This is a genomic window from Thauera propionica, from assembly GCF_002245655.1.
GTDB classification, from domain to species: domain Bacteria; phylum Pseudomonadota; class Gammaproteobacteria; order Burkholderiales; family Rhodocyclaceae; genus Thauera; species Thauera propionica.
In genome coordinates, this window is the sequence record NZ_NOIH01000012.1 from 51,574 (window position 1) to 77,115 (window position 25,542).

General features: G+C 67.0%; 21 protein-coding genes. 13 read left to right on the forward strand and 8 right to left on the reverse strand.

Features of this window, described 5'->3' with window-relative positions; genetic code table 11:
• Positions 1-60 precede the first annotated feature (60 nt).
• Entirely contained in the window at positions 61-915 is an 855-nt protein-coding gene (locus tag CGK74_RS10890) for an HDOD domain-containing protein (RefSeq protein ID WP_094268511.1), read from the reverse strand.
• A 26-nt stretch (positions 916-941) separates the two neighbouring features.
• Entirely contained in the window at positions 942-1,937 is a 996-nt protein-coding gene (locus tag CGK74_RS10895; protein WP_094268512.1) for a cation diffusion facilitator family transporter, read from the reverse strand.
• Between the two features lie 183 nt (positions 1,938-2,120).
• Between CGK74_RS10895 and dsrO the strand changes: the two genes are divergently transcribed.
• The 3 genes from dsrO to CGK74_RS10910 are packed head-to-tail and all read left to right on the forward strand — an operon-like array spanning position 2,121 to position 7,114.
• Complete coding sequence (dsrO, locus tag CGK74_RS10900) at positions 2,121-2,873, forward strand: sulfate reduction electron transfer complex DsrMKJOP subunit DsrO (RefSeq protein ID WP_094268513.1); 753 nt, start codon at positions 2,121-2,123, stop codon at positions 2,871-2,873.
• 22 nt (positions 2,874-2,895) lie between these two features.
• Positions 2,896-3,993, forward strand: a complete 1,098-nt coding sequence (nrfD, locus tag CGK74_RS10905; RefSeq protein WP_094268514.1) for an NrfD/PsrC family molybdoenzyme membrane anchor subunit — start codon at positions 2,896-2,898, stop codon at positions 3,991-3,993.
• 25 nt (positions 3,994-4,018) lie between these two features.
• Positions 4,019-7,114: a molybdopterin dinucleotide binding domain-containing protein gene (locus tag CGK74_RS10910; protein WP_094268515.1), complete on the forward strand. Its 3,096-nt coding sequence runs from the start codon at positions 4,019-4,021 to the stop codon at positions 7,112-7,114.
• A 36-nt stretch (positions 7,115-7,150) separates the two neighbouring features.
• On the opposite strand, the gene CGK74_RS10915 is transcribed toward CGK74_RS10910, so the two are convergent.
• Positions 7,151-7,780 (reverse strand): response regulator transcription factor, encoded by a 630-nt coding sequence (locus tag CGK74_RS10915; RefSeq protein ID WP_094268516.1) that lies wholly within the window; start codon positions 7,778-7,780, stop codon positions 7,151-7,153.
• The gene (locus CGK74_RS10920) at positions 7,773-9,572 is read right to left on the reverse strand and encodes a sensor histidine kinase (RefSeq protein WP_206186234.1); all 1,800 of its coding nucleotides are present in this window, start codon (positions 9,570-9,572) and stop codon (positions 7,773-7,775) included. The genes CGK74_RS10915 and CGK74_RS10920 overlap by 8 nt, the downstream gene beginning before the upstream one ends.
• Positions 9,573-9,686: 114 nt before the next feature.
• Between CGK74_RS10920 and CGK74_RS10925 the strand changes: the two genes are divergently transcribed.
• Positions 9,687-10,538 (forward strand): endonuclease/exonuclease/phosphatase family protein, encoded by an 852-nt coding sequence (locus CGK74_RS10925; protein WP_094268517.1) that lies wholly within the window; start codon positions 9,687-9,689, stop codon positions 10,536-10,538.
• A 30-nt stretch (positions 10,539-10,568) separates the two neighbouring features.
• Here the strand turns inward: CGK74_RS10925 and CGK74_RS10930 are convergent, their stop codons facing one another.
• The 3 genes from CGK74_RS10930 to CGK74_RS10940 all read right to left on the reverse strand — a co-directional run bounded on the left by CGK74_RS10930 (position 10,569) and on the right by CGK74_RS10940 (position 12,578).
• A complete protein-coding gene (locus tag CGK74_RS10930; protein ID WP_094268518.1) occupies positions 10,569-11,384 on the reverse strand; it encodes a DUF2189 domain-containing protein in 816 nt (271 codons plus the stop codon).
• A 74-nt stretch (positions 11,385-11,458) separates the two neighbouring features.
• Entirely contained in the window at positions 11,459-12,256 is a 798-nt protein-coding gene (locus CGK74_RS10935) for an alpha/beta fold hydrolase (RefSeq protein WP_094268519.1), read from the reverse strand.
• Positions 12,257-12,362: 106 nt separating this feature from the next.
• Complete coding sequence (locus CGK74_RS10940) at positions 12,363-12,578, reverse strand: YdcH family protein (RefSeq protein ID WP_094268520.1); 216 nt, start codon at positions 12,576-12,578, stop codon at positions 12,363-12,365.
• Positions 12,579-12,812: 234 nt separating this feature from the next.
• Between CGK74_RS10940 and greB the strand changes: the two genes are divergently transcribed.
• The 9 genes from greB to CGK74_RS10985 all read left to right on the forward strand — a co-directional run bounded on the left by greB (position 12,813) and on the right by CGK74_RS10985 (position 24,077).
• The gene (gene greB, locus CGK74_RS10945) at positions 12,813-13,367 is read left to right on the forward strand and encodes a transcription elongation factor GreB (protein ID WP_094268605.1); all 555 of its coding nucleotides are present in this window, start codon (positions 12,813-12,815) and stop codon (positions 13,365-13,367) included.
• Between the two features lie 143 nt (positions 13,368-13,510).
• Positions 13,511-15,145, forward strand: coding sequence for a methyl-accepting chemotaxis protein (locus CGK74_RS10950; protein ID WP_094268521.1), 1,635 nt, complete (start codon positions 13,511-13,513; stop codon positions 15,143-15,145).
• Positions 15,146-15,432: 287 nt separating this feature from the next.
• Positions 15,433-17,064: a methyl-accepting chemotaxis protein gene (locus tag CGK74_RS10955; RefSeq protein ID WP_094268522.1), complete on the forward strand. Its 1,632-nt coding sequence runs from the start codon at positions 15,433-15,435 to the stop codon at positions 17,062-17,064.
• A gap of 91 nt (positions 17,065-17,155) precedes the next feature.
• Positions 17,156-19,090, forward strand: coding sequence for a molecular chaperone HtpG (gene htpG / locus CGK74_RS10960; protein ID WP_094268523.1), 1,935 nt, complete (start codon positions 17,156-17,158; stop codon positions 19,088-19,090).
• Between the two features lie 277 nt (positions 19,091-19,367).
• Positions 19,368-20,135, forward strand: a complete 768-nt coding sequence (locus tag CGK74_RS10965; RefSeq protein WP_094268524.1) for an ABC transporter ATP-binding protein — start codon at positions 19,368-19,370, stop codon at positions 20,133-20,135.
• A gap of 18 nt (positions 20,136-20,153) precedes the next feature.
• Positions 20,154-20,876 carry an ABC transporter ATP-binding protein gene (locus CGK74_RS10970; protein ID WP_094268525.1) on the forward strand — a complete coding sequence of 241 codons (723 nt, stop codon included), beginning with the start codon at positions 20,154-20,156 and terminating at the stop codon, positions 20,874-20,876.
• A gap of 56 nt (positions 20,877-20,932) precedes the next feature.
• Positions 20,933-22,147: an ABC transporter substrate-binding protein gene (locus CGK74_RS10975; RefSeq protein WP_094268526.1), complete on the forward strand. Its 1,215-nt coding sequence runs from the start codon at positions 20,933-20,935 to the stop codon at positions 22,145-22,147.
• A 70-nt stretch (positions 22,148-22,217) separates the two neighbouring features.
• On the forward strand, positions 22,218-23,099 hold the full coding sequence (locus CGK74_RS10980; RefSeq protein ID WP_094268606.1) for a branched-chain amino acid ABC transporter permease: 882 nt from the start codon (positions 22,218-22,220) through the stop codon (positions 23,097-23,099).
• 24 nt (positions 23,100-23,123) lie between these two features.
• Positions 23,124-24,077, forward strand: coding sequence for a branched-chain amino acid ABC transporter permease (locus CGK74_RS10985; protein WP_094268527.1), 954 nt, complete (start codon positions 23,124-23,126; stop codon positions 24,075-24,077).
• Here the strand turns inward: CGK74_RS10985 and CGK74_RS10990 are convergent.
• Positions 24,074-25,474 carry a chloride channel protein gene (locus tag CGK74_RS10990; RefSeq protein WP_094268607.1) on the reverse strand — a complete coding sequence of 467 codons (1,401 nt, stop codon included), beginning with the start codon at positions 25,472-25,474 and terminating at the stop codon, positions 24,074-24,076. The genes CGK74_RS10985 and CGK74_RS10990 overlap by 4 nt on opposite strands.
• Positions 25,475-25,542: the final 68 nt, after the last annotated feature.

Here is a 25,542-nt window from a genome sequence, read left to right on the forward strand (position 1 = left end):
AATTCGTTCGATTTTGCGCGAAAACCCAGTGTTTTCGCGGGTTTCGAGGTCTTTGGCGACCTAGCGGGGGGCGGACGAGAAGAACAGCGACAGGTAGGCCGCGAGGTTCAGCTCAGCCTCTTCGCGTAGCGTGGCGATGCATTCCGCATCGACATCGAGCAGATCCCACACCGTCTGGTCGATGCGTGCAGCGGTCTGTTCGCTCGACTCACCGAGCTTGTCCGCGGCAACGATGTGGCTGGCGAGATTTAGCGCTGCGGCATCGACGGCATGCTCTCCGCCCAGGCGCGGCAGCGTCTGCGCGCCGATGGCTTCGGCAAAGGCGCGGGGTACCCGCCAATGGTCCATCAGTGTCGCGCCGACCTCGGCGAAGTCGCAGCCGACGATCCGGCGTTCGACGAGGTGAAGGGGTTCGTCGCCCTGTTCGGCAATCGTTCGCGCTTCGGCGGCGAGCTCCGGCGCGGTCTGGAACAGCACCAGATGACCGATGTCGGCCAGCAGGCCGATCACGAAGCTGCGCTCCACCGCGACCGAGCCCGTGCGTTGCGCGATCGCGCGCGAAGCCAGGGCGCACAGCACGCTGTCGCGCCAGAAGCGGTTCATGTCGAGCTGTGCCGGGCGGATGCCGGCAAACACCGCATGCAGCGACATTGCCAGCACGAGGTCGTGCACCTGCTGCAGGCCGAGGATCTGCACCGCGCGCACGACATTGTCGATCTCGCCCCGGTGGCCGTACATCGCGCTGTTCACCAGGCGCAGCAGCCGGGCAGTGAGGGCGGGGTCGGCCGACACCAGGCGCGCGACCTCGAATACCGATCCGTCTGGCGACTCGAGTTGCTCGCGCACGCGCTCGTACACCGTCGGCAGCGAGGTCAGGGCTTCGATCTGGCTGACCAGTTCCTGGGCTGAATGCATGGAGGGCTCCTGTTGCGTGCGGCCGATTATCCGCGATCGCTCATGACGCTGGAACGCCGCGGCGTGAACACGAGCGGCGCGGCAGGGGGCAGTTCGGGCTGGAGGGTGACGTGCTCGATGCCGAAACGCTCGCGCAGCAGTGCCTGTTCCGCCTCCAGCACCGTCTGCCACGCTTGCTCGCCGGTCAGCAGGATGTGTGCGGAAAGTGCGGTACGGCGCGAATCCAGGCTCCAGATGTGGAGGTCATGCACTGAACGCACGCCGGGCACCCCTGCCATGCCGCGGCCCACATCGGGCAGCGACAGGCCGTCGGGCACGCCCTCGAGCAGGGTGTGCAGCACGTTGCGCAGCAGCGACAGCGTGGAGAACAGGATCAGACCGCAGATCAGCATGGTCAGCAGCGGGTCGATCGGCGTCCAGCCGGTGAACTGGATGACGAGGCCGGAGGCCAGCGCCGCCACCGAGCCGAGCAGGTCGCCCATCACGTGCAGCAGCGCGCCGCGGGTGTTGAGGTCGCCCTCGCCGCGGGTCAGCAGCCAGGCGACGACCAGATTCAGCACGAGGCCGCCGAGTGCCACCAGCGTCACCATTTCGCCCGCGATCTCGCGCGGCTCGAGCAGGCGCAGCACCGCCTGCCACAGCAGCAGGGCCACCACCGCGAGCATGAACAGACTGTTGGCCAGTGCCGCGAGCGCCTCGACGCGGCGCAGGCCGTAGGAGTGGCGCGGACTCGTCGGGCGCAGCGCGATGCGTGCCGCAATCGCGGCCAGCCCGAGCGACAGTGCGTCGGTAACCATGTGCCCGGCGTCCCCCAGCAGTGCCAGCGAACCCGACCACCAGCCCGCCAGCGCCTCGACCGCGGCGAAGCCGAGGGTCAGCACCAGCGCCAGCGGCAGGTAGCGACTTGCGGCGTGGTCGTGATGGTGGGGCCCATGTCCATGCCCGCCATGTCCGTGTTCATGGCCGTGCGTATGGGAATGGTCGTGATCGTGGTGGTGTCGCGGGTCGTGCGTCGCTGCCATGCGTTGCGGCCTCTGCTGTGGATGACGTGATTATGCGGCGCATGACCGGTGGTGGCATACCGCCGGTTTGGGGCAGGGGCGCAATAGGTAAAACCATCTAGCCGGTTGCCTCATTTCCCCAATTTTTGTAGGGACATTGCGGGCCTAGAGTGGCAACCACGCCAATGGCACCTGGAGTCCGTCATGAAGTCCTGTTCCCCTCCCCAAGCAACCCCGGCCTCGCCCTCGCGCCGCAACTTCCTGCGTGGCGTGCCCGTGGTGACCGCCGCCGCCGCGGTGGCGCCGACCCCTGCCATCGCCAGCACCGGCAAGCACCAGTGGGCGATGCTGATCGACGTGCGCAAGTGCATCGGCTGCCAGGCCTGCACGGTGTCCTGCATCCAGGAGAACGCGGTGCCCGAGGGCAGCTTCCGCACCGTGGTGTCGACCTACAGCGTCAAGCTCACCGACAGCGCCCAGCCCGCCGGCACCTACGTGCTGCCGCGCCTGTGCAACCACTGCGACAACCCGCCGTGCATCCCGGTGTGCCCGGTGAGCGCCACCTACAAGCGCGAGGACGGCATTGTCGCCGTCGATGGCGACCGCTGCGTGGGCTGCGCCTACTGCGTGCAGGCCTGCCCCTACGACGCGCGCTTCATCAACCACGAGACCAACAAGGCCGACAAATGCACCTTCTGCGCCCACCGCGTGGATGCCGGCCTGTTGCCCGCCTGCGTCGAGACCTGCGTCGGCGGCGCGCGCATCTTCGGCGACATCAACGACCCCGAGAGCGAACTCGCCCGCCGCCTGAAGGAGGCGCAGCCGCAGCTCAAGGTGCTCAAGCCCGAGCTCGAGACCGCGCCGCGGGTGTTCTACATCGGCCTCGACGAGCGCTTCACCGGCAAGGTCGAGGGCCAAGGCACGCTGTGGAAGCCCCGCAACCTGCCGCACGCCTGAACCGCACGCGAGGAGATCCATCATGAACCCGAACATCGTCGAAACCATCAATGTCGCGCGCGAAGTCGCGTGGCTGCCGTGGGCGGTGCAGTACTTCTTCCTCATCGGCCTGTCCTACGGCGCCTGCCTGCTGTCGCTGCCGGGCATCGTCTTCCGCCGCCCGGGCTGGGCGGGCATCTCGCGCCTGGCCCTGCTCGGCGCGCTGGTGTGCGGACTGGCCGCGCCGGTGGCGCTGCTGGCCGACCTGCACCAGCCCGGTCGCTTCTGGCATTTCTATGCCTACTTCACACCCACCTCGTGGATGTCGTGGGGCGCCTTCTTCATCCCGGTGTATCTGGGCGGACTGCTCACTTATGCCTGGCTCGCCTTCCGTCCCGATCTGGCGCGCCATGCGCAGGGCGGTGGCAAGCTTGCCGGACTGGCAGGCGTGCTTGCCTACGGCGGTCACGAGAGCCGTGGTGCGCTGAAGGCCGCGGCGCTGCTCGCCTTCGTCGGCGCGGCGCTGGTGGCGCTCTACACCGGGGCCGAGGTCGCGGTGGTGCAGGCCCGTCCGCTGTGGAACACGCCGCTGCTGCCGCTGCAGTTCTTCATCACGGCCTTTGCCGGCGCGGTCGGCCTGGCCTTGCTGTTCAACCGTTTCAGCGTGCGTGACGCGGCCGCCAACCGCCGCATGGCCGGCGTGCTGGCCGCGACGCAGGTGGTGGCGCTGGCCGTGGGTGCGCTGTGGCTGGCGCTCGGCGTTTCCGGCATCTCGCCAGTCCATGCCCAGGCCCTGGCCGAAGTCGGCCCCTCGGCCAACTGGCAGCTCTCCGCCGCGTGGGCAGTGGCTGCCACCGTGCTCACCCTGGTGCTGGCGTGGAAGTGGCCCGGCTCCGGCCTGCTGATCGGCCTGCTGGCGCTGCACTCGGCGTGGATGATGCGCTGGTCCATCTTCATCGGCGGCCAGGAAGTGCCCAAGACCGGCGCCGGCTACTACACCTATTCGCTGCCGCTCGGCCCCGAGGGCCTGATGGGCATCGTCGGCACCGCCGGGCTGTGGGTCTTCCTCTTCATCCTCATCACCACCTTGCTGCCGCTCGACCGCCTCGCGGCCGGCAACACCGACAAGGCTGCCGCCTGAGCGCGGGCGACCAAGGAGAAGCATCATGAAAATCGAACGTCGTGAAATCATCGCCGCCGGTGGCCTTGCCGCCTTTGCCGCCGGCTTCTCGCAGACCCTGGGCCGCATGGTGGCCAACTTCACCGGCCCCGAAGAGAAGAAGATCGCTGGGGGCCGCCACATCCACGGCCGCTCGGCCGAACCGGAATTCACCGTCGATCCGGTGAGCGGCGAGTTCACCCCCAACCCCAACCAGCAGGTCAGCTACACGGCCTGCCTGGGCTGCACCACCCAGTGCGGCGTGCGCGTGCGCATCGACAAGACGAGCGGCCAGGTCATCCGCGTGGTCGGCAACCCCTACAGCCCGCTGTCGACCGAGCCCCACCTGCCGATGAAGGCGTCGGTGAAGGAGAGCCTGGTCGCCATGTCGCGCTTCCAGGACAAGGGCCTCGCCGGGCGCTCGACCGCCTGCGGCCGCGGCAACGCGGCGATGGACCAGATGAACTCGCCTTTCCGCGTGCTCACCCCCTTGAAGCGTGTCGGTCCGCGCAACTCGGGCCAGTGGCAGCCGATCTCCTTCGAGCAGCTGGTGAAGGAAGTGGTGGAAGGCGGCGACCTGTTCGGCGAGGGCCATGTCGACGGCCTGGCCGCACTGCGCGACCTCGAGAAGCCGATCGATGCCGAGGCGCCCGAGCTGGGCAAGCGGGTGAACCAGGTCGCGGTGCTGACCAGCGTCAATGACGGCCGCGAGAACTTCAGCCGCCGCTTCTGGAACCAGGCCTACGGCACGCTCAACCACGTCGGCCACGGCTCCTACTGCGGCGGCGCCTACCGCTCCGGCTCGGGTGCGCTGTTCGGCGACGTCAAGCGCATGCCGCATGCCAAGCCCGACCTGGCCAACGCCGAATTCGTGCTCTTCATCGGCACCGCGCCGGGCAACGCCGGCAACCCCTTCAAGCGTACCGGCGGCATGCTCGCCAAGGGCCGCGCCGAAGGCCGGCTGGACTACGTGGTGGTTGATCCGGTGCTCAACAACTCGCACAACCTGGCTGCCGCCGAGCACGGGCGCTGGGTGCCGATCCGCCCGGGCACCGACGGTGCGCTGGTGATGGGCATGATGCGCTGGATGTTCGACAACGCGCGTGTGAACACCGACTACCTGGCCTGGCCCAACCTCAAGGCCGCCCAGGCCGCCGGCGAGCCGTCCTTCACCAACGCCGGCTGGCTGGTGATCGCCGAAGAAGGTCATCCGCGCCAGGGCCGCTTCCTGCGCGGCTCCGACATCGGCATGGTCATCGCCGCCGAGGACAAGTACAAGGACGCCGACCCCTACGTGATCGCCACCGCCGACGGCGCGCTGGTCGCCGCCGAGACCTCGACAGTGCCGGCGGTGCTGGAAGCCACGCGCATCATCGAACTGGGTGGCAAGCCGGTGACGGTGAAGACGCCCTTCGAGTTGCTGCGCGAATCGGCGCGTGCGCACGCGATCGCCGACTACTCGGCCGCCTGCGGCATCCCGGAAGAGGTCATCGTCGGTCTGGCCGACGAGTTCACCCGCCACGGCCGCAAGGCGAGCGCGGTGGCCCATGGCGGCATGATGGCCGGCAACGGTTTCTACAACGCCTACGCCGTCGTCACCCTCAACGCCCTGATCGGCAACCTGAACTGCAAGGGCGGGTTCGTGATGAACGGCGGCGGCTTCAAGGACAACGGCGCCGGTCCGCGCTACGACCTCGAGAGCTTTCCCGGCATGCTCAAGCCCGCCGGCACCCCGCTCGGGCGCAACGTGCCCTACGAGCGCTCGGCCGAGTTCAAGCGCCGCCAGGCCGAAGGCAAGCCCTATCCGGCCAGCGACGCCTGGTTCCCCAACGCCCCCGGCCTGGGCACCGAGTGGTTCCCCGGCGCGCTGCGCGGCTACCCCTACAGCCTCAAGGCGCTGGTGCTGTGGAGCTGCAACCCGCTGTACGGCATCACCGGCGTGCGTCCGCTGATCGAGCGGGACCTCGCCGACCCGAAGAAGCTGCCGCTGATCATTTCAGTGGACCCGCTGATCAACGAGAGCAACGCGTTTGCCGACTACATCGTGCCCGACTCGCTGATGTACGAGAGCTGGGGCTGGGCCGCGCCCTGGAGCGGTGTGCCCACCAAGGCCACGACCGCACGCTGGCCGGTGGTCGAGCCCAAGGCGGCGAAGACGCCCGAGGGCGCGCCGATCGGCATGGAGACCTTCTACATCGCGCTCGCCAAGGCGATGAAGCTGCCCGGCTTCGGCGCCGAGGCCATCGCCGACATGGACGGCAAGCGCTACCCGCTCGACACCCCCGAGGACTGGTACCTGCGCGGCGGCGCCAACATCGCCTTCGCCGGCAAGGCGCCGGTGGGCGACGCGACCGACGAGGATATGCAGCTTTCCGGCGTCGAGCGACTGCGCCCGCAACTGGAGGGCGTGTTGAAGCCCGAGGAGTGGCGCAAGGTGGCCTTCCTGTTCACTCGCGGCGGGCGCTACCAGCCGGCCGGCGAGGCGCAGGATGCCGAGCAGCCCGAATGGCAGGCCAACCGCTTCACCAAGCCGCTGTGGCTGTGGAACGAGATGATCGGCAGCGCGCGCAACACGCTCACCGGCGCTCGCTTTAACGGTTGCGCACAATGGACACCGCCGGCCTTCTACGACGGCACCCCGGTGCGCCAGATCCACACCGAGGCCGACTGGCCGCTGCAGATCATCAGCTACAAGTCGGCACTGCAGAACTCGTACAGCATCGCCACCCGCATCACCGGCCTGCACCCGGACAACCCGGTGGTCGTGCATCCGGCCGATGCCGAAAAGCTCGGCCTGAAGACCGGCGACGCCGCACGCATCCGCACCCCGGGCGGCGCGGCGGCATGTACGGTGATCGTGCATGAGGGCGTGCTGCCCGGGGTGATGGCGATCGAGCACGGCTACGGCCACCGCGAGCTGGGTGCGCGGGCGCATCGCATCGGGGACCGGATGCAGCCCGACCGTCCAGACCTGCGTGCGGGCATCAACCTCAACGATCTCGGCCTGTCCGACCCGACCCGTGGCGGCAAGGGTATCTGGGTGGATGCGGTCTCCGGCACTTCGGTGCGCCAGGGCATCCCGGCGCGGCTCGAGCGGGTTTGAGCCCGCGGAAAGCAGAAGCGGACTGAGCCGCCGGGCTCAGTCCAGCGCCGCCGGGTCAACGCGCAGCATCAGGCGCGCCAGTTCGGCGGCACTGCCGACGCCGGTCTTCTCCATCACGTGATGACGGTGCACATGCACCGTCTTCTCGCTGATGTCGAGCGCGCGCCCGACCAGCTTGTTCGGCAGCCCCTGCGCCACCAGACGCGCAACCTCGCGCTCGCGCGGCGACAGGCGGTCGAGCAGGGCTTTCGCTTCCTCGCAGCGTGCCGCCTTGTCGCGCGCCTCGCAGCCCAGCTTGAGCGCCCGCCCCACCGCGTCGAGCAGGGCCTGATCCTTGAAGGGCTTCTCCAGGAAGTCGCAGGCGCCGTGCTTCATCGCCTGCACCGCCAGATCGACGTCGCCGTGGCCGGTGATGAACACGATGGGCACGGTCCAGCCGCGGCTGCGCAGCACCTGCTGCAGTTCCAGGCCGCTCATCATCGGCATGCGGATGTCGAGCACCAGACAGCCGACGGCGTTGGCCTCGGGCAGGGAAGCGAGGAAATCCTCGGCGGAGGCGTGCGTCGCGACCTGCCAGCCCACCGATTCGAACAGGAAAATCAGAGAGCGGCGAAAGGCGGCATCGTCATCGACGACGTGGATGGCGAGATCTTCGAGTTCAGTCATGGGTTGGGTCGCATTGCAGTCCGGGCAGGCTCAGGGTGAAGCAGGTGCCGACTCCGTCGGCCGGCGTATCGGCCACCAGGCGTCCGCCATGGGCTTCGGCGATGCTGCGGCAGATCGACAGCCCAAGCCCGAGACCATCGGTCTTGGTGGTGAAGAAGGGTTCGAACAGGCGGGCGCGGGTGGCGTCGTCGATGCCGACGCCGCTGTCGCGGACCTGGATGTCGAGACCGCCGTCGGTCGCCGCGAGCCGAACCTCCAGCGGTTGCCGGTCGGGCGGGAGCTCGCGGCTGGCGTCGTAGGCGTTCTTCAGCAGGTTCAGCAGCACCTGCTGGACCTGCAGGCGGTCGACCTCGATGCGGCTGTCCGGCCGCACGGTGTCGATGAGCGCGATCTCGGGTGCGCGCGCCATCATGCCGCGAAACAGGACGATGGCCTCGCCCGCGAGTTCGGCCGGCGCGACTGCCTCGCGGGTTGCGGTGCGCTTGCGCGCGAAGCTGCGGATACGCGACAGGATGCCCGAGGCGCGTTCGGCCTGGGCGGCGATCTCGGTGGTCGCTTCGCGCAGCGCGGCATCGGTCAGTCGGCCGTTGTCGGCGCGGCGGATAATGCTGTTGGCGTAGTTGGCGATCGTCGCGAGCGGCTGGTTCAGTTCGTGGGCAAGTGTTCCGGACAGCTCCCCCAGCACCGAAAGGCGGGCGAGGTGGTCGGCCTGTTCCTGTGCCGCGCGCGCGGCGGATTCTAGGCGGTCGCGCTCGGCCAGTGCGGCGCTGAGGGCAGCGGTGCGCTGCTTCACGAGGTACTCGACGCGCACGGTGTACAGGATCCAGCCCAGCAGTACGAGGGTGAAACCTGCGACCCAGGGCCAGTAGCGCTGCGCCATCACCATCAGCGTGGGTTCGCGCAGGTAAGCGTAGGGGCCGATCTCCAGCTTGCGGAACAGGTCATGCACCGACTGGTAGTCGGCCGGCACGGCCCAGGTCGGGTGGTCGCTGTCTGCATCCATCGACAGCAGCGCGATCGCGACCTGCCTCGCCAGTTCGGGTGGCGTGTGGCGCAGGCTGGCGAGCGGCCAGTCGGGGTAGAGCGGGGTGCTGGTCGCGCACGGAAAGCCTGGCTCCTCCCGCGGTGCCACCACACGGAACGCGCGGCCCGCCTCGCCGAGGCCCTCGAGCAGGCAGGCGCGCACGATGCCGGCGTCGGCACGACCGCTGGCCACGGCTTCGAGCACCTTGCTCATCGGGAAGCCCACGGTCTGCAGTTCGGCGAAGTCCTCATCCGGCGATACACCGATGTCCGCGAGGACACCCCAGATAAGCTGGAACCCGCCGAAACCCTCGCGGCCCACGGCGGCGACCCGCTTGCCGCGCAGTTCGATCAGCGACTGCAAGTCGCTGCGGTCGGCGCGCACGACCACCGCCGAACCCAGCGCCCGCGCCGGCGTGCGTCCGCTGCCCGCGTCCAGGGTGAGGATGCGGCTGGCGCCCAGTTCCGCTTCGAGTTCGACGTAATGGCCGGGGTTGGTCACGATGAAGTCGAGCTCGCCGGCGGCAGCGGCGGCACGCATGCCAGCGTGGTCGAGCTGTTCGAGACGCACGGTCTGGCCAGGCAGCGCGGCTTCGATGTGGTGCAGCAATGGCGACCATTCGCCGACCGTGGCCTCCGAGCCGAGGAAGTCGAGTACGCCGATGCGGATCTCGCCGGGTGCGCGCGCGGTCGCGGGCGGACTAGCCGCGACAAGCAGCAGGCCCAGCGCGAGGCCGAACGTGCGCAATGGGTTGCAGAGGGAAGGCATGGATGCAAAATCGCCTTTTGCGCGGCGGTCGTCAAGGCGCATGGACGGCGCGACGACCCGGCCTGTAACGTTTCGGGCCTAAGCTGCCGCCTCTGAGCGAAGGAGTTTTCAACGATGAGACTATTGAGCTGGAACATCCAGTGGGGCCGCGGGGCGGATGGCCGCGTGGAGCCGTCGCGCACCGTGGCGGCAATCCGGGCGGCGGGCGAGTTCGACCTGATCTGCCTGCAGGAGGTGGCCTGCAACTTCGAGGGCTTGCCGGGTGGATCGGGAGGCGACGAGGTGGCGCTGTTCGCGGCGGCGTTTCCCGGCTATACGCCGGTATTCGGAGCCGGCATGGATGTCCCGGACGGACGGGGCGGGCGGGCGCTGTTCGGCAACCTGCTGCTGTCGCGCCTGCCGGTGGGGCAGGTGTTCCGCCACATGCTGCCGGCGCCGGCCGATCCGGGGCTGCCTGCGATGCAGCGGGTGTGCGTGGAGGCAGTGGTCAGCGCGCCGGGCGGCCCGCTGCGCATCCTTACGACGCATCTGGAGTACTACTCCGCCCGCCAGCGTGGCGCGCAGGTGGACGCGCTGCGTGCCCTGCAGGCCGAGGCGGCGGGGCAGGCGAGGCTGCCTGCCGCGGGCAAGGACTCCAACCCGACCTTTGCCGCCTGGCCGCGTCCGGCCTCGGCCATCGTCTGCGGCGATTTCAACTGCGAACCGGGGTCGGCCGAATACGTGCGCATGCAGATGCCGCTGGGCGACGACGTGCCTGCCTGGCGCGATGCCTGGTCAATGCTGAACCCCGGGTTGCCGCACCCGCCAAGCGTCGGCCTGCACGGCGCGGACTGGCCCGATCGCGCGTACTGCTGCGACTTCTTCTTCGTCACCGAGGACCTGGTGCCGCGTGTGCGGAGCGTGCAGGTGCTGGCTGACACACCCGCCTCGGACCACCAGCCGGTGGTGCTGGAGCTGAGCGACTGAGGGACGACTGAGTTTGCTTCAGCGCTTGCGTCAGGTCTTTCCCGCCGGCGGTTCGACCAGGTCGCGGTAGGCGTGCCAGGTGGCGTGGCCGACGATGGGCATCGTCAGGACCAGTCCGACGTGAAAGGTGAGGAAGCCGATCAGGGTCAGTGAGACGATCAGCACGGCCCACAGCAGCATCGGTGCCGGGTTGCGCAGCAGGGCGCCGAAACTGGCCAGCATGGCGCTGACGGCATCCTGGTTGCGGTCCAGCATCAGCGGGATGGAGACCACGCTGGCGGCGAAGGCGACGAAAGCGAAGATCAGGCCCACGCCGAAATACACGGCGATGAACTCGAGGTTCTCGAGCCGCAGCATCTGCCCGACGAAACCCGACAGGCTGGGCATCTCCTCGGTGTAGAAGAGGGCGAACACGACCAGCGAGGCGCGCGCCCAGACCAGGAAGACGACACCCAGCACGACGGCGAATACGCCGATGTTGCCGGCGTTGCGCCGCCACACCGTCAGTGTCGGGACGAGCGTGCAGGACTCGCCGCGTTCGCGCCGGCGGCTGAGTTCGTACAGGCCCATGGCGAGGAATGGGCCGAGGATGAGGAAGCCCGACGTCAGCGCTGCCGTGTATTCGTAGGCGTGCCGGAAGATGATGGTGAGCAGCAGTCCCATGCCGGTGAAGCAGAAGCCGTAGAACAGGCTGGGGATGGGGCAGGCGCGGAGATCGCCGAGGCCCCGTCCGATCCAGCGCAAGGGGGCGGCGGCCGGTACCTCGCGCACGCGAGGGAAGGGCGGCCCCGGGTCATCGTCCGCCGGTTTGTGTGAGGCTGGGCGGTTTTCGTTCTGCTGCGCCATGTCTCTCTCCTGTCGGGTCGTTGTTCGTGGCAGCGGAACGGGGGCAGCACCTGTTGTTGTTCACCCGGAGGGTGTCAGTTCGGCCCCCGCAAGGCGTCGACCAGGGCGTGCGGTGCTTCCTGCATCATCGCGTGGCCGGCGCCGGCAAGCACGATGATACGCGCGCTGCAGCCTGCCTTTTCAAGCGAATCGGATAGGGGTTTTACCGCATCAGCGGGGGTCATGCGGTCGAGTTCGCCGCAGATCAGCAGCGTGGCACAGCGTACCCGCGCCGCTGCGGCCAGCCCGTCCTGCCAGGTGTCGCAGGCCGCAAGGTCGCTGGCCAGCACACGTGCGCCCTGTTGCTGCATGCGCTGCAGGTTGGCCGCCTCGAGGTCGGCGCGACGTGCTTCGCCCAGCACGTCCGCTGGCGCGAAGGAGAACTTGTTGATCAGGGCGAAGGCGCGCTCGGGTTCGTTGTGCGCGGCGTCGAGCAGAAAGGGCGAAACCGGCATCGGCACGCTGCAGCCGACCAGCGCGAGGCCTTCGATACGGTCGGGCGCCTTGCCCGCCGCGGCGAGTGCGACCAGCGAGCCCATGCTGTGGCCGCACAGGCGGATGCGGTCGAGGCCGAGCGCGTCGCCGAGCGCAAGCACCCACGCGGCGATCGTGTCGATGTCGGCCAGGGGCGCACCTGCCGAGCCGCCATGGCCGGGCAGGTCGGGCACGAACACCCGCGCGCCACCGGCTGCGAGGCCCGCGGCAATGTCGTCCCACACCGCATGATCGTGGCCGGCGCCGTGGATGAGCAGCCAGGGCGCCCTGTCGGTTTGCTGTTGCGGGGCGTGTTCGAACAGGGCGACCGGCTGGCCCTGGAGGTCGAGTTGTTTCATCGGCAGCGTCCGTTGTGAATCTGGGTTGATGGTGGAGGCGGAAGCGTGGCGTCCGGCCGGCGCGAGCGCTTGGGCAGGATACGGGGCATGCGTTGGCGACGCGGGTTCAGGCGCGCTCGTCCGGCTCCAGCAGGTGCTCGATGGCGACGATGCGGTCCTTGAGCGCGAGCTTGCGTTTCTTGAGCCGGCGCAGCATCAGTTCGTCGCCGAGCGGGAGCTGGGCCAGCCGGTTGATGGCCTCGTCCAGATCGTGGTGCTCGGTGCGCAGTTCGTCGAGCCGGCGGCGCAGGCTGGTGACATCGTCGAGGGGTTCGTCGCTCATGATTGACCTGTGCGCTGGGCGCGAGGGAAATGAAGGGCAGGGTGCGGACACCCGGCAGGCCTGCCCGATGGTATTCGCCACCCCGCATGCTGACAACCTGCGCCGGGCGGCCGAGGATGGCGGTGGTCGGCCTTGCGCCGCCTTCCTGTCCTGGACTCCGCCACAGAGGTCTGCCGCCGCGCGCGCGGATTCCCTATCATGCGCGCCTTGGAACATGAACTGGAGCAGCGCGCAGTGAACAAGGCGTTCGTGAAGGAAAACGACGGCGGGGACGACGACGAGGAACTCGCGCCCGCGCTGCGCCTGCCGGCGGGCAGCAAGAATTACATGACCCGGCGCGGCTACGACGCGCTGCGGGCCGAACTCGACCAGCTGGTGCGCATCGAGCGCCCGAAGCTGGTCGAGACCGTGGCGTGGGCGGCCGGCAACGGCGACCGATCGGAAAACGGCGACTACATCTACGGCAAGAAGCGCCTGCGCGAGATCGACCGCCGGATACGCTTCCTCATCAAGCGCATCGAGAACGCCGAGGTGGTCGACCCCGAACGCCAGCAGGACCTGGAGCAGGTCTTCTTCGGTGCCACGGTGAGCTTCTGCGACCTCGATACCGAGGAGGAGCAGACCTGGCAGATCGTCGGCGTGGATGAGGCCGACGCCTCGCAGGGGCGGATCAGCTGGATCTCGCCGCTGGCACGCGCGGTGCTGAAGGCGAGGGTGGGCGACGTGGTGCGCTTCCAGAGCCCGGCGGGGATACGCGAGATCGAGGTGGTGGAGATCCGCTACGTCTGATTTGCTCGAGTGCGGCCCAGCGTGAATTTCTTCCGGGATCTTCGCTAAAGGTCTGGCCGGCGCCGCCGAAAACAAAGTCAGACGACCCGGTGTGGTCGCTCCTCCGTGCGTCCGCGGAGCCCAAGTCTTTCAGGAAGAACAAGATGTCGCTCAAGAGCCTGTCCGTGTCGCAACGGTTCGTCCTTCTCATCATCGCCTCCCTCCTCGGCATGCTGCTGCTTGCTGGTTTGGGTTTGAACGGTACACGCAACGCGATGGAGGACGGCAACAACAAATCCATCCGCAGCCTGGTCGAAAGCGCCCATGGCGTTGTCGCCCACTACGAGGCGCTGGAGCGCGCCGGCAAGATGAGCCGTGCCGAGGCACAGTCGGCCGCTATGGAGGCCCTGCGCCCGGTGCGCTACGACACCACCGAGTACTTCTACATATGGTCGCTCGAGGGTGTGTCGGTGATGCATCCGGTCCGTCCTGAGCTGCAGGGCCAGAACATGATCGGCAAGATCAAGTACGCTGGGGGCCGCGACCTCGTCAGCGATATGACGGCCTTGGTGCGCAATGCGCCTGAAGGCTACCTGATGGCGGAGTTTCCGCGCCCGGGGTCGGATTTGCCTGTGCCCAAGTTGCTGTTCTTGAAGAAGGTGGACAGCTGGGGCTGGATCGTGGGCTCGGGGATCTACGTGGATGACGTCGATGCCCGGTTCATGTCCGGCGCGCTGCAGTTCGGTGGCATCGTCGCCGTGCTGCTCATCGTGCTGATCGTGATCGCCTGGCGCGTGGCGCGCAGCGTGACGACGCAGCTCGGCGGCGAGCCGGCGTACGCGACCGAGATCATGCAGCGCGTGGCCGACGGCGACCTGCGCGTGGAGGTCGATGTCAAGGGTGGTGCCGACAGCCTGCTCGGGACGCTGGCCGGCATGGTCAACCAGCTGCGCGGCATGATGCGCGACATCGGGCGTAATGCCGAACAGGTGGCCGACAACTCGCGCGAGATCTCCGGCGTGTCGCGCTCGGTGTCGCAGGCGACCGAGAACCAGACCGGTGCGACGGCGGCGATTGCGGCTGCCATCGAGGAGATGACGGTCAGCATCGGTCAGATCACGGAGAGTGCGGTCGGTGCCGAGCGCAACTCGGCGCGGGCGAGCGAGCTGGCAGGTCAGGGCGCGACCAAGGCCGAGCGCGCAGCGGGCGAGATGCAGGCGATCGCCGGCACTGTCGGCGAAGCGGCGGGCAAGATCCAGTCGCTGGTTACCAAGGCCAACGAGGTTGGCACGATTGCGAGCGTGATCAAGGAGATCGCGGCGCAGACCAACCTGCTGGCGCTGAATGCGGCGATCGAGGCGGCGCGTGCGGGCGAGCAGGGCCGCGGCTTTGCGGTGGTGGCCGATGAGGTGCGCAAGCTGGCCGAGCGCACCAGCACCGCGACGGTGCAGATCGAGCAGGTGATCGCCGGCATCCAGACCGAGACACAGGGCACGGTGGACGCCATGTCGCGCGTGTCGACGCAGGTCGACAGCGGCGTTGGCCTGGTCATGGACGCGAGCGAGTCGCTGCGCACCATCAACCAGGGCACGGCCGAAACCCTGGGGCAGATCCGCAGCGTGGCCGAGGCGACGACCGAGCAGAGTGCGGCCTCGACCGCCATCGCGCAGGAAGTCGAGCAGATCGCGCAGATGGTCGAGGGCACGAGCGAGTCGATGCGTTCGGCGGTCTCGGCGGTCGAGCAACTTGAGCAACTGTCGCGCGATCTGCACCAGATGGTGGCGCGCTTCCGCGTCTGATTCCTGCCACCCGCCCGATGCAACGCCCGCGGGACCGCTGGTCCTCGCGGGCGTTTTTTCGTCTGCGTCAAAGTGTCACGGATACGCCATCAGCCATGCTTCTTGGTACTTAAGTTTTCTTCATGCGCGTCGATAACTGATCCAGCAGTGTGATCAAATTGCTATAAAAAATAAATTTGATTCATTAAGGTATTAAAAAGAAAGGGCATGAGCCCTCGATGTGCCTGGAGGTGTGGCACTCATGCAGTGTTCATGCCGCGTGCGACACGTTTATCGAGAGAAGGGAAATGTCACTCCAATCCATGCCGGTTGCGCGCCGGCTGATGCTGATACTGGCGATTGCGCTGACGGGTCTGGTCGCGCTGGCGGCGGGCTCGCTTTATGCACAACGGGCCGACATGGAGGCGGGCTACGAGCGCTCGATCAGGGGACATGTCGAGGTGGCGCATGGCATCGTGACTCACTACCACGGCCTTGAGCAGTCCGGCGCGATGACGCGCGACGAGGCCCAGGCCGCCGCCAAGGCAGCGTTGAGAGGGTTGCGCTACGAGGGCAACGAGTACTTCTGGGTGAACGACAGCCTTCCGCGCATGCTCATGCATCCGATCCGCCCCGAACTGGAAGGACAGGATCTGAGCGGCAACAAGGATCCCAACGGCAAGTTCCTGTTCCGCGAGTTCTCGCGCGTCGCCAACGAGTCGGGTCAGGGCGTCGTCGATTACCTGTGGCCGCGTCCGGGCTCGGAAGCACCCGTGCCCAAGATGTCCTACGTGAAGATGTTCAAGCCCTGGGACTGGATCGTGGGCACCGGCGTCTATGTGGACGACATCGACAACGAGTTCAACGCGGCCGCACTGCGCTTCGGCGGCATCGTGACCGCGGTATTGGTGCTACTGGTCGTCGTGGCCTGGCGCGTGGTGCGCAGCGTGACGACTCAGTTGGGCGGTGAGCCGGCCTACGCGGCGGACGTCATGCACCGGGTGGCGGACGGTGACCTGCGTGTCGACGTGAAGGTGGATGGCGGCGCCGACAGCCTGCTGGGCACCCTGTCGTTGATGCTGGGCAAGCTGCGCCACATGATGGGCGAGATTTCGCACAGCTCGCAGCAGGTGGCGGGCAACTCGCGTGAGATCTCCGACGTGTCGCGCTCGGTGTCGAAGGCCTCCGAAAGCCAGACCGACGCAACCGCGGCGATTGCGGCCGCCATCGAGGAGATGACGGTCAGTATCAGCCAGATCACCGAAAGCGCGATGGGCGCTGAGCGCAACTCGGCGCGCTCGGCCGAGCTTGCGAGTCAGGGCGCAGGCAAGGCCGAGCGCGCGGCAGGCGAGATGCAGGCCATTGCCGGCACGGTCGACGAGGCCGCGGGCAAGATCCAGCATCTGGTCAAGCGGGCGGACGAGGTCGGCACCATTGCGAGCGTGATCAAGGAGATCGCGGCGCAGACCAACCTGCTGGCGCTGAATGCGGCGATCGAGGCGGCGCGTGCGGGCGAGCAGGGCCGCGGCTTTGCAGTGGTGGCCGACGAGGTGCGCAAACTGGCCGAGCGAACGAGCACCGCGACGGTGCAGATCGAGGAGGTTATCGCCGGCATCCAGAGCGAGACGCAGGGCACGGTGGACGCGATGTCGCGCGTCTCGACCCAGGTGGGCAGCGGCGTGACGCTGGTGCTCGACGCCACGGCCTCGCTGCGCGAGATCGCCGGCGGCGCGCAGGAGGCGTTGGGCCAGATCCGCAGCGTGGCCGAGGCGACGACCGAGCAGAGCGCGGCCTCGACCGCGATCGCGCAGGAAGTCGAGCAGATCGCGCAGATGGTGGAAGGCACCAGCGCGTCGATGCGCTCGGCAGTGTCGGCGGTCGAGCAGCTCGAAAAGCTGTCGGCCGATCTCAGCGGAATGGTCGGGCGCTTCCGGGTCTGATCCGTCACCCGTTAGGCGGGCGAGCTTGAAATCCGCCGCGCCGCCCCCAGCTAAGGCTCCGTTCGAATAACCCCGACGGAGCCTTAGCGACATGTCCGAAGCGCAAACCGCATCCTCCCAGACGCTGAATTTCCAGGCCGAGGTGAAGCAGCTGCTTCACCTGATGATCCACTCGCTGTACTCCAACCGCGAGATCTTCCTGCGCGAACTGGTCTCGAACGCATCCGACGCCTGCGACAAGCTGCGTTTCGAAGCCCTCGACAACGGCAGCCTGTACGAGAATGACGCCGAGCTGAAGATCCGCATCGGCTTCGATGCCGAGGCCAGGACCATCACGATCGCCGACAACGGCATCGGCATGAGCCGCGACGAGGCCATCGCCCACCTGGGCACCATCGCCAAGTCGGGCACGCGCGAATTCTTCGGCAAGCTCACTGGTGACCAGAAGAAGGACGCCAACCTCATCGGCCAGTTCGGCGTCGGCTTCTACTCCGCCTTCCTCGTCGCCGATCGCGTCACCGTGCTCACCCGCCGCGCCGGCCTGGCCGCAAGCGAGGGTGTGAAGTGGGAGTGCTCGATGGCCGGCGACGAAGCCGGTGCGTACACCGTGGAACAGGTCGACAAGGCCGGCCGCGGCACCGAGATCACCCTGCATCTGCGCGAAGGCCAGGACGACCTGCTGTCGTCGTGGAAGCTCAAGAGCCTGATCCGCAAGTACTCCGATCACATCGTGCAACCGATCGTGATGAAGAAGGAGGAGTGGAACGACGAGCAGAAGAAGCAGGTGCTGACCGAGGAGGACGAGACGGTCAACCAGGCCAACGCCCTGTGGGCCCGCGCCAAGAACGACATCACGGAGGAGGAGTACAAGGCCTTCTACAAACACGTCGCGCACGACTTCGAGGAGCCGCTGGCGTGGACCCATTCGCGCGTCGAGGGCCGTCACGAATACACCAATCTGCTCTACATCCCGAAGAACGCGCCCTTCGATCTGTGGGACCGCAACGCCAAGCACGGCATCAAGCTCTACGTGAAGCGCGTCTTCATCATGGACGACGCCGAGAAGCTGATGCCGACCTACCTGCGCTTCGTGCGCGGCGTGGTCGATTCGGCCGACCTGCCGCTCAACGTTTCGCGCGAGATCCTGCAGGAGTCGAAGGACATCGACACCATCCGCTCGGGCTGCACGAAGAAGGTGCTGTCGATGCTGGAAGGCCTGGCCAACAGCGACGAGGCCGCGGACAAGGAGAAGTACGCCGACTTCTGGAAGGCCTTCGGCAAGGTGCTGAAGGAAGGCGTAGGCGAGGACTTCGCCAACAAGGAGAAGATCGCCGGTCTGCTGCGCTTCGCCTCGACCCAGCTCGACACGCCCGATGAGGTGGTCTCGCTCGCCGACTACATCGGCCGCATGAAGGAAGGCCAGGACAAGATCTACTTCGTCACCGCCGAGACCTTCAATGCCGCGAAGAACAGCCCGCATCTCGAGGTCTTCCGCAAGAAGGGCATCGAGGTGCTGCTGCTGTCCGACCGCGTCGATGAATGGGTGACCGGCAACCTCACCGAGTTCGACGGCAAGCCGCTGGTTTCCGTCGCCAAGGGGGGGCTGGACCTTGGTGCGCTGGAGGACGAGGCCGAGAAGAAGGAGGCCGAGAAGGCTGCCGACGAGTACAAGGAACTGCTCGACAAGATGAAGTCGAGCCTGGGTGAGCGCGTCAAGGACGTGAAGGTGACGCTGCGCCTGACCGACTCGCCCGCCTGCCTGGTGGCCGACGAGCACGACCTGGGCATGAACCTCGCCCGAATCCTCAAGGCGGCGGGCCAGAACGCACCGGTCTCCAAGCCCATCCTCGAGATCAACCCGAACCATCCGGCGGTGCTGCGCCTGAAGTACGAGGACAAGCATTTCGACGACTGGGCGGCGGTGCTGTTCGACCAGGCCCTGCTGGCCGAGGGAGGCACGCTCGACGACCCGGCGACCTTCGTCAAGCGTATCAACCAGCTGATGATGGCGATGAGCGGGAACTGAAGCGTCAGCCGGCCAGCGGTCGGTGTGACAACCGGTACAAGTGCCTGAAACGAGTGGGCGGCGGGACGTGAGTCTCGCCGCCCATTTGCGTTTGCAGCACGTCGTGCCGGGATGGCTGCCCGTCCTGGGCAGCTTGCCGCAATCGGGGTAAACGATGCTTGCCCGGGCGATGGTCCGAAGCAAGACTGATGGTGGAATAAGAAAAAGCAATACGCAGCAGCGCGAACCTCATCTTCTGCCCGGCCGTCAGCGGCGGGGCAGCCTGCCGGGACGGAACATGAGCGAGTTCATCCTCGAAACGCAGGGCCTGACGAAGGAGTTCAAGGGCTTCGTCGCGGTCTCGAATGTCGACCTGAAGGTGCAGCGAGGGCACATCCACGCCTTGATCGGCCCCAACGGTGCCGGCAAGACGACCGTCTTCAACCTGCTGACCAAGTTCCTGCCCCCAAGCTCGGGTTCGATCCTGTTCGAGGGGCGGGACATTACCCGCGAGGCACCGGTGGCGACCGCCCGCCGCGGCATGGTGCGGTCCTTCCAGATCTCGGCGACCTTTCCGCACCTGACGGTGATGGAGAACGTGCGCATCGGCCTGCAGCGCACGCTGGGTACGGAGTTCCACTTCTGGCGCTCGAAGAAGTCGCTGGACGTGCTCAACGGCCGTGCGATGGAATTGCTCGAATCGGTGGATCTGGCGGGTTTTGCCGACACGGTCACCGCCGAGATGCCCTATGGCCGCAAGCGTGCGCTGGAGATCGCGACCACGCTGGCGCTCGACCCCAAGATGATGCTGCTCGACGAGCCCACCCAGGGCATGGGCAGCGAGGACATCGCGCGCGTGGTCGATCTGATCCGCAAGGTGTCCGCCAACCGCACCATCCTGATGGTGGAGCACAACCTGTCGGTGGTCGCCAACCTGTGCGACCGCATCACCGTGCTCACCCGCGGCAGCATCCTCGCCGAAGGGCCCTATGCCGAAGTGTCCAAGAACCCCAAGGTGCTCGAGGCCTATGTCGGTTCCGACGACATCAACGATGCCCACCACTGATCCGCGGCGGACGCAGACATGACCAGTGCTTTCCATCCCCATCCCGAAATGCTGCGGATCCATGATCTGCATGCGTTCTACGGCGAGTCGCACATTCTGCACGGCATCGACCTGAAGGTGGCGCGCGGCGAGTGCGTCACCCTGCTGGGGCGCAACGGCTCGGGGCGGTCGACGACCCTCAAGTCGGTCCTCGGCCTTGTCGGCCGGCGCAGCGGCTCGATCATGGTCAATGGCAAGGAAGTCATCGCCGAGCCGACGCACCGCATGGCGCGCTATGGCGTGGGCTACGTGCCCGAGGAGCGCGCGATCTTCGCCTCGCTGTCGTGCGAGGAGAACCTGCTGCTGCCGCCGCAGGTCGCCAGTGGCGGCATGTCGGTGGATGAGATCTACCGCATGTTCCCGAACCTGCTCGAGCGTCGCAACAGCCCGGGCTCGAAGCTCTCCGGCGGCGAGCAGCAGATGCTGGCGATGGCTCGCGTACTGCGCACCGGCGCCAAGCTGCTGTTGCTGGACGAGATCACCGAGGGCCTGGCGCCGGTCATCGTCCGCAAGCTCGGCGAGGTCATCATCGAGCTGAAGTCGCGCGGCTTCACCATCGTGATGGTGGAGCAGAACTTCCGCTTCGCCGCGCCGCTGGCCGATCGCCACTACGTGCTGGAGCACGGGGAAATCATCGCCACCATCAGCGCCGAGGAACTGCCCGGCCGCATGGATTGGCTGCACCAGACGCTCGGGGTGTGAGCGGCTCTGCCGCCCGACTCCTGCGTATCACCACCAAAACGAGACGGAGACGAACGATGCACACGAAGAAGCTGACGACGCTGGCCTGCGCGGCCGCCCTGGCGACCTTGTCGGGTGCGGCAAGCGCACAGATTTCGGGCAACACGGTGAAGGTCGGCGTGCTCACCGACATGTCGGGGACCTATTCCGATCTCGCGGGTGCAGGTGCGGTGCTGGCCACGCAGATGGCGATTGACGATTTCATGGCCGAGGCCAAGCCGGCCTTCAAGGTCGAGATGGTGTCCGCCGACCACCAGAACAAGGCCGACATCGCATCGAACAAGGCGCGCGAATGGTTCGAGCGCGAAGGCGTGGATACCGCGACCGAACTGGTCACGACCTCGACCGCGCTGGCGGTGATGAAGATTGCCAAGGAAATGAACCGCGTCGCCCTGATGAGCGGGCCGGCCTCGACGCCGATCACCAACGAGCAGTGCAACGACGTCACCGTCCATTACACCTACGACACCTACGCGCTGGCCAACGGCACGGCCAAGGCGGTGACCCAGCAGGGCGGCGACACCTGGTTCTTCCTCACCGCCGACTACGCCTTCGGCCAGGCGCTGGAGAAGGATTCCTCCGCGGTCGTCACCGCCAACGGCGGCAAGGTGCTGGGCTCGGTACGCCATCCCTTCCCGGCCTCGGACTTCTCCTCCTTCCTGCTGCAGGCGCAGGCCTCGGGCGCCAAGATCATCGGTCTGGCCAATGCCGGCGCCGACACCACCAATGCCATCAAGCAGGCAGCCGAGTTTGGCGTCACGCCCAAGCAGTCGCTTGCGGGCCTGCTGATGTTCATCTCCGACGTGCATTCGCTGGGGCTCAAGAACACGCAGGGCATGTACCTGACCACCGGCTTCTACTGGGATCTCAACGATGAGACCCGCGCGTGGTCGAAGCGCTTCTTCGACAAGCACAAGCGCATGCCGACCATGGTGCAGGCGGGGCAGTATTCGTCGGTGCTGCACTACCTGCGTGCGGTCAATGCAGCCGGCTCGGACGAGGCGAGCAAGGTCATGGCGCAGATGAAGAAGACGCCGATCAATGATTTCTTCGCCAAGAACGGCCAGATCCGCGACGATGGCCGCATGGTGCATGACATGTACCTCGCCCAGGTCAAGAAGCCGGATGAGTCGAAGTACCCGTGGGACTACTACCACATCCGCCAGACCATCCCGGCGGCCGAGGCCTTCCAGCCGCTGTCGCAGTCGAAGTGCCCGCTGGTGAAGAAGTGATCTGATCGCGGAAGCTTCCGCTCTTCACGACGCACGGGGCGGCTGGACCGTCCCCGTGCGGGAGTCGCACATGGAAATCTTCGGTGTCCCGAGCGCGCTGCTCGGCAGCCAGTTGCTGGTCGGCCTGATCAACGGATCCTTCTACGCGATCCTGAGCCTGGGCCTGGCCATCATCTTCGGCCTGCTCAACATCATCAACTTCACCCACGGCGCCCAGTACATGATGGGCGCCTTCGTGGCGTGGATCGCGCTGAACAAGCTCGGCATCAACTACTGGGTGGCACTGCTGCTGGCGCCACTCGCCGTCGGTGCGCTCGGCGTGCTGATCGAACGCACGATGCTGCGCAAGCTGTACAAGCTGGATCACCTCTACGGCCTGCTGCTCACCTTTGGCCTGGCGTTGATCTTCGAGGGCATCTTCCGCGACCAGTACGGCATTTCGGGGCAGTCCTACCCGGTGCCCGAGCTGCTGCAGGGTGGCGTGAACCTGGGATTCATGTTCCTGCCGATCTATCGCGGCTGGGTGGTCGTGGCCGCGCTGACGGTGTGCTTCGCCACCTGGTTCATCATCGAGAAGACCAAGCTCGGCGCCTACCTGCGCGCCGGCACCGAGAACCCGCAGATGGTGCAGGCGCTGGGCATCAACGTGCCGCTGCTGATCACCTTCACCTACGGCTTCGGCGTCGCGCTGGCGGCCTTTGCCGGCGTGCTGGCGGCACCGATCTATCAGGTCAGCCCGCTGATGGGCTCGAACCTGATCATCGTGGTGTTCGCGGTGGTGGTGATCGGCGGCATGGGCTCGATCATGGGTTCCATCCTCACCGGCATCGGCCTGGGCCTGATCGAGGGCCTGACGCGGGTGTTCTACCCCGAGGCGTCGGCGGTGGTGGTGTTCGTGATCATGGTGATCGTGCTGCTGGTGCGGCCGGCCGGCCTGTTCGGCAAGGCCTGAGCGACTCGACGAGGATAGACGCAGATGAACAACACGAATTCGATGTTCGCACGGGCCACGCCGCTGCTGTTCGGTGCACTGTTCGTGATCGGGCTGATCGCGCCGTTCGCGGTGTATCCCACCTTCCTGATGAAGATCCTGTGCTTCGGGCTGTTCGCCTGCGCGTTCAACCTGCTGCTGGGCTTCGTCGGGCTGCTCTCCTTTGGTCACGCGGCCTTTCTGGGTTCGGCGGGCTACATCTGCGGCATGCTGGTGCGGGACATGGGGGTCACGCCCGAGGTCGGCATCATCGGCGGCACGCTGGCGGCGGGCGCGCTGGGTTGGGTGTTCGGGGTGCTGGCAATTCGCCGTACCGGCATCTACTTCGCGATGATCACGCTGGCGCTGTCGCAGATGGTGTATTTCGTCGTCCTGCAATGGAAGGCGACCGGCGGCGAGGATGGCCTGCAGGGCGTGCCGCGCGGCCACCTGTTCGGCCTCATCGACCTGTCGAACAACATCGCGATGTACTACCTGGTGTTCGCGGTGTTCTGCATCGGCTTCTTCATCATCTACCGCACCATCCATTCACCCTTCGGCCAGATCCTGAAGGCGATCCGCGAGAACGAACCGCGCGCGATCTCGCTCGGCTATGACGTGGCGAAGTTCAAGCTGCTCGCCTTCGTGCTGTCGGCCTCGCTGGCCGGCATGGCGGGGGCGACCAAGACCCTGGTGTTCCAGCTCGCCTCGCTGACTGACGTGCATTGGCACATGTCGGGCGAGGTCGTGTTGATGACCCTGCTCGGCGGCCTCGGCACCATCCTCGGCCCACTGGTCGGCGCGGCGACCATCGTGTCCTTGCAGACCGAGCTGGCCGACTCGGTCGGCTCCTGGGTCACGGTCATCATGGGCGCCATCTTCGTGATCTGCGTGCTGCTGTTCCGCCGCGGCATCGTCGGAGAATTGCAGGCGCTGATCCAGCGCGCGGGTATCCGCTAAGTTGCGGATGGAGGGGCGACGCGGTGCAGCCGCCCTTCCGCCTTGCGCAATGCCGGGTAGGCGAGGGCGTGGTACAGCGGCACTGGCGCAACCGAACGCGAGATACCGTGCGCGACGACGGCGGTGGCCATCAGCGGCAGCAGCATCTGGTGGTTGGCGGTCATCTCCATCACGATCACGAAGGACGTGATCGGCGACTGCGTCATCGCGGCCAGGAAGGCCACCATGCCCAGCACCAGGACCGCCGCATTCGCATCCGCCTCACCTGGCAGCAGGAGCGCAATGTCCGAACCCAGGCCGGCTCCGACCGCCAGCGCGGGGGCGAATACGCCACCGGGGATGCGTGACACGAAGGCGAGCCAGATCACCGCCAGCTTGGCCACCATGAACAGGACGGGCAGCGTGGCCGAGCCTTCGAGTGCGGCTTTTGACTCGGCATAACCGGTGCCGTAGGTCATGCCGCCGCTAAGGAGGCCAATGACGCCGGTTGCAAGACCGCAGGCGGCCGCGAACGCGACCGGCCGGGACAGCGCGAACAGGCCTAGCTTTCCCGGCAGACCACGCGCTGATGCGATCAGAAGGCGAGAGAACCCGCCGCCCAGCAAACCACCGGCGAAGCCGCAAGCCAGCACCGGCCAGAGGCCGCCCGGCCACGCGAGTGCTGCGGGGGTGCGACCGAAATACGTGTAGTTCCCCAGAACCGCAAGCGACATCAGGCCGGCGAAGATCACCGCGGTGAGGGTGGTGCTGTTGGCCCGAAAGGCCCGGTGGCGGCACATCTCCTCGATGGCGAACATGATGCCGCCCAGAGGCGTGTTGAACGCCGCCGCGATTCCAGCTCCGCTACCCGCGACGATCAGGTCGCGGCTCGAGGCAATGCGGCCGCGCTTGCGGCCCGCCAGCATGTGCATGACCGACGCGCCAATCTGCACCGACGGACCTTCACGTCCGATCGAGGCGCCTGAAAGCAGCCCGCCCAGGGTCAGCACGACCTTGCCGAGCGCGATCCTGAACGACAGGAACTGACGGCGTACGGCGCCGTCGTCGGAAAGCGATGCCGCGATTGCCTGAGGAATGCCGCTGCCCTCGGTGCCCGGGAACAGGCGCCGTGAGAGCCAGGCCATGGCCGCGAACCCGGCGGGTGCGATCAACAGGGTGAGCCAGGGGCGCTCCTGCATGATGCTTGCGTGAGTTTCGATGGCGATTTCGGCGCCGATGGCAAACAGGATGGCGATCAGTCCGGCCAGCAGGGCTGCGCCGACGAGCAGCAGGCGCTTGTGCCAGCGCCCGATCGAAAGCCAGGGCAGCGCATAGCGACGGCCGCCGCGCGCGAGCTGCCTGAAGGCCTTGCGGGTTGAAGACGGCTGATCGGCTGGCGGCGGAGCGTTGGGCGGCATATCCATTGATAGGGCTGGGCAGGCAGGGAGTGATGCGTGTTGGCAACAGGCGCGGCGCGTGGCGCATG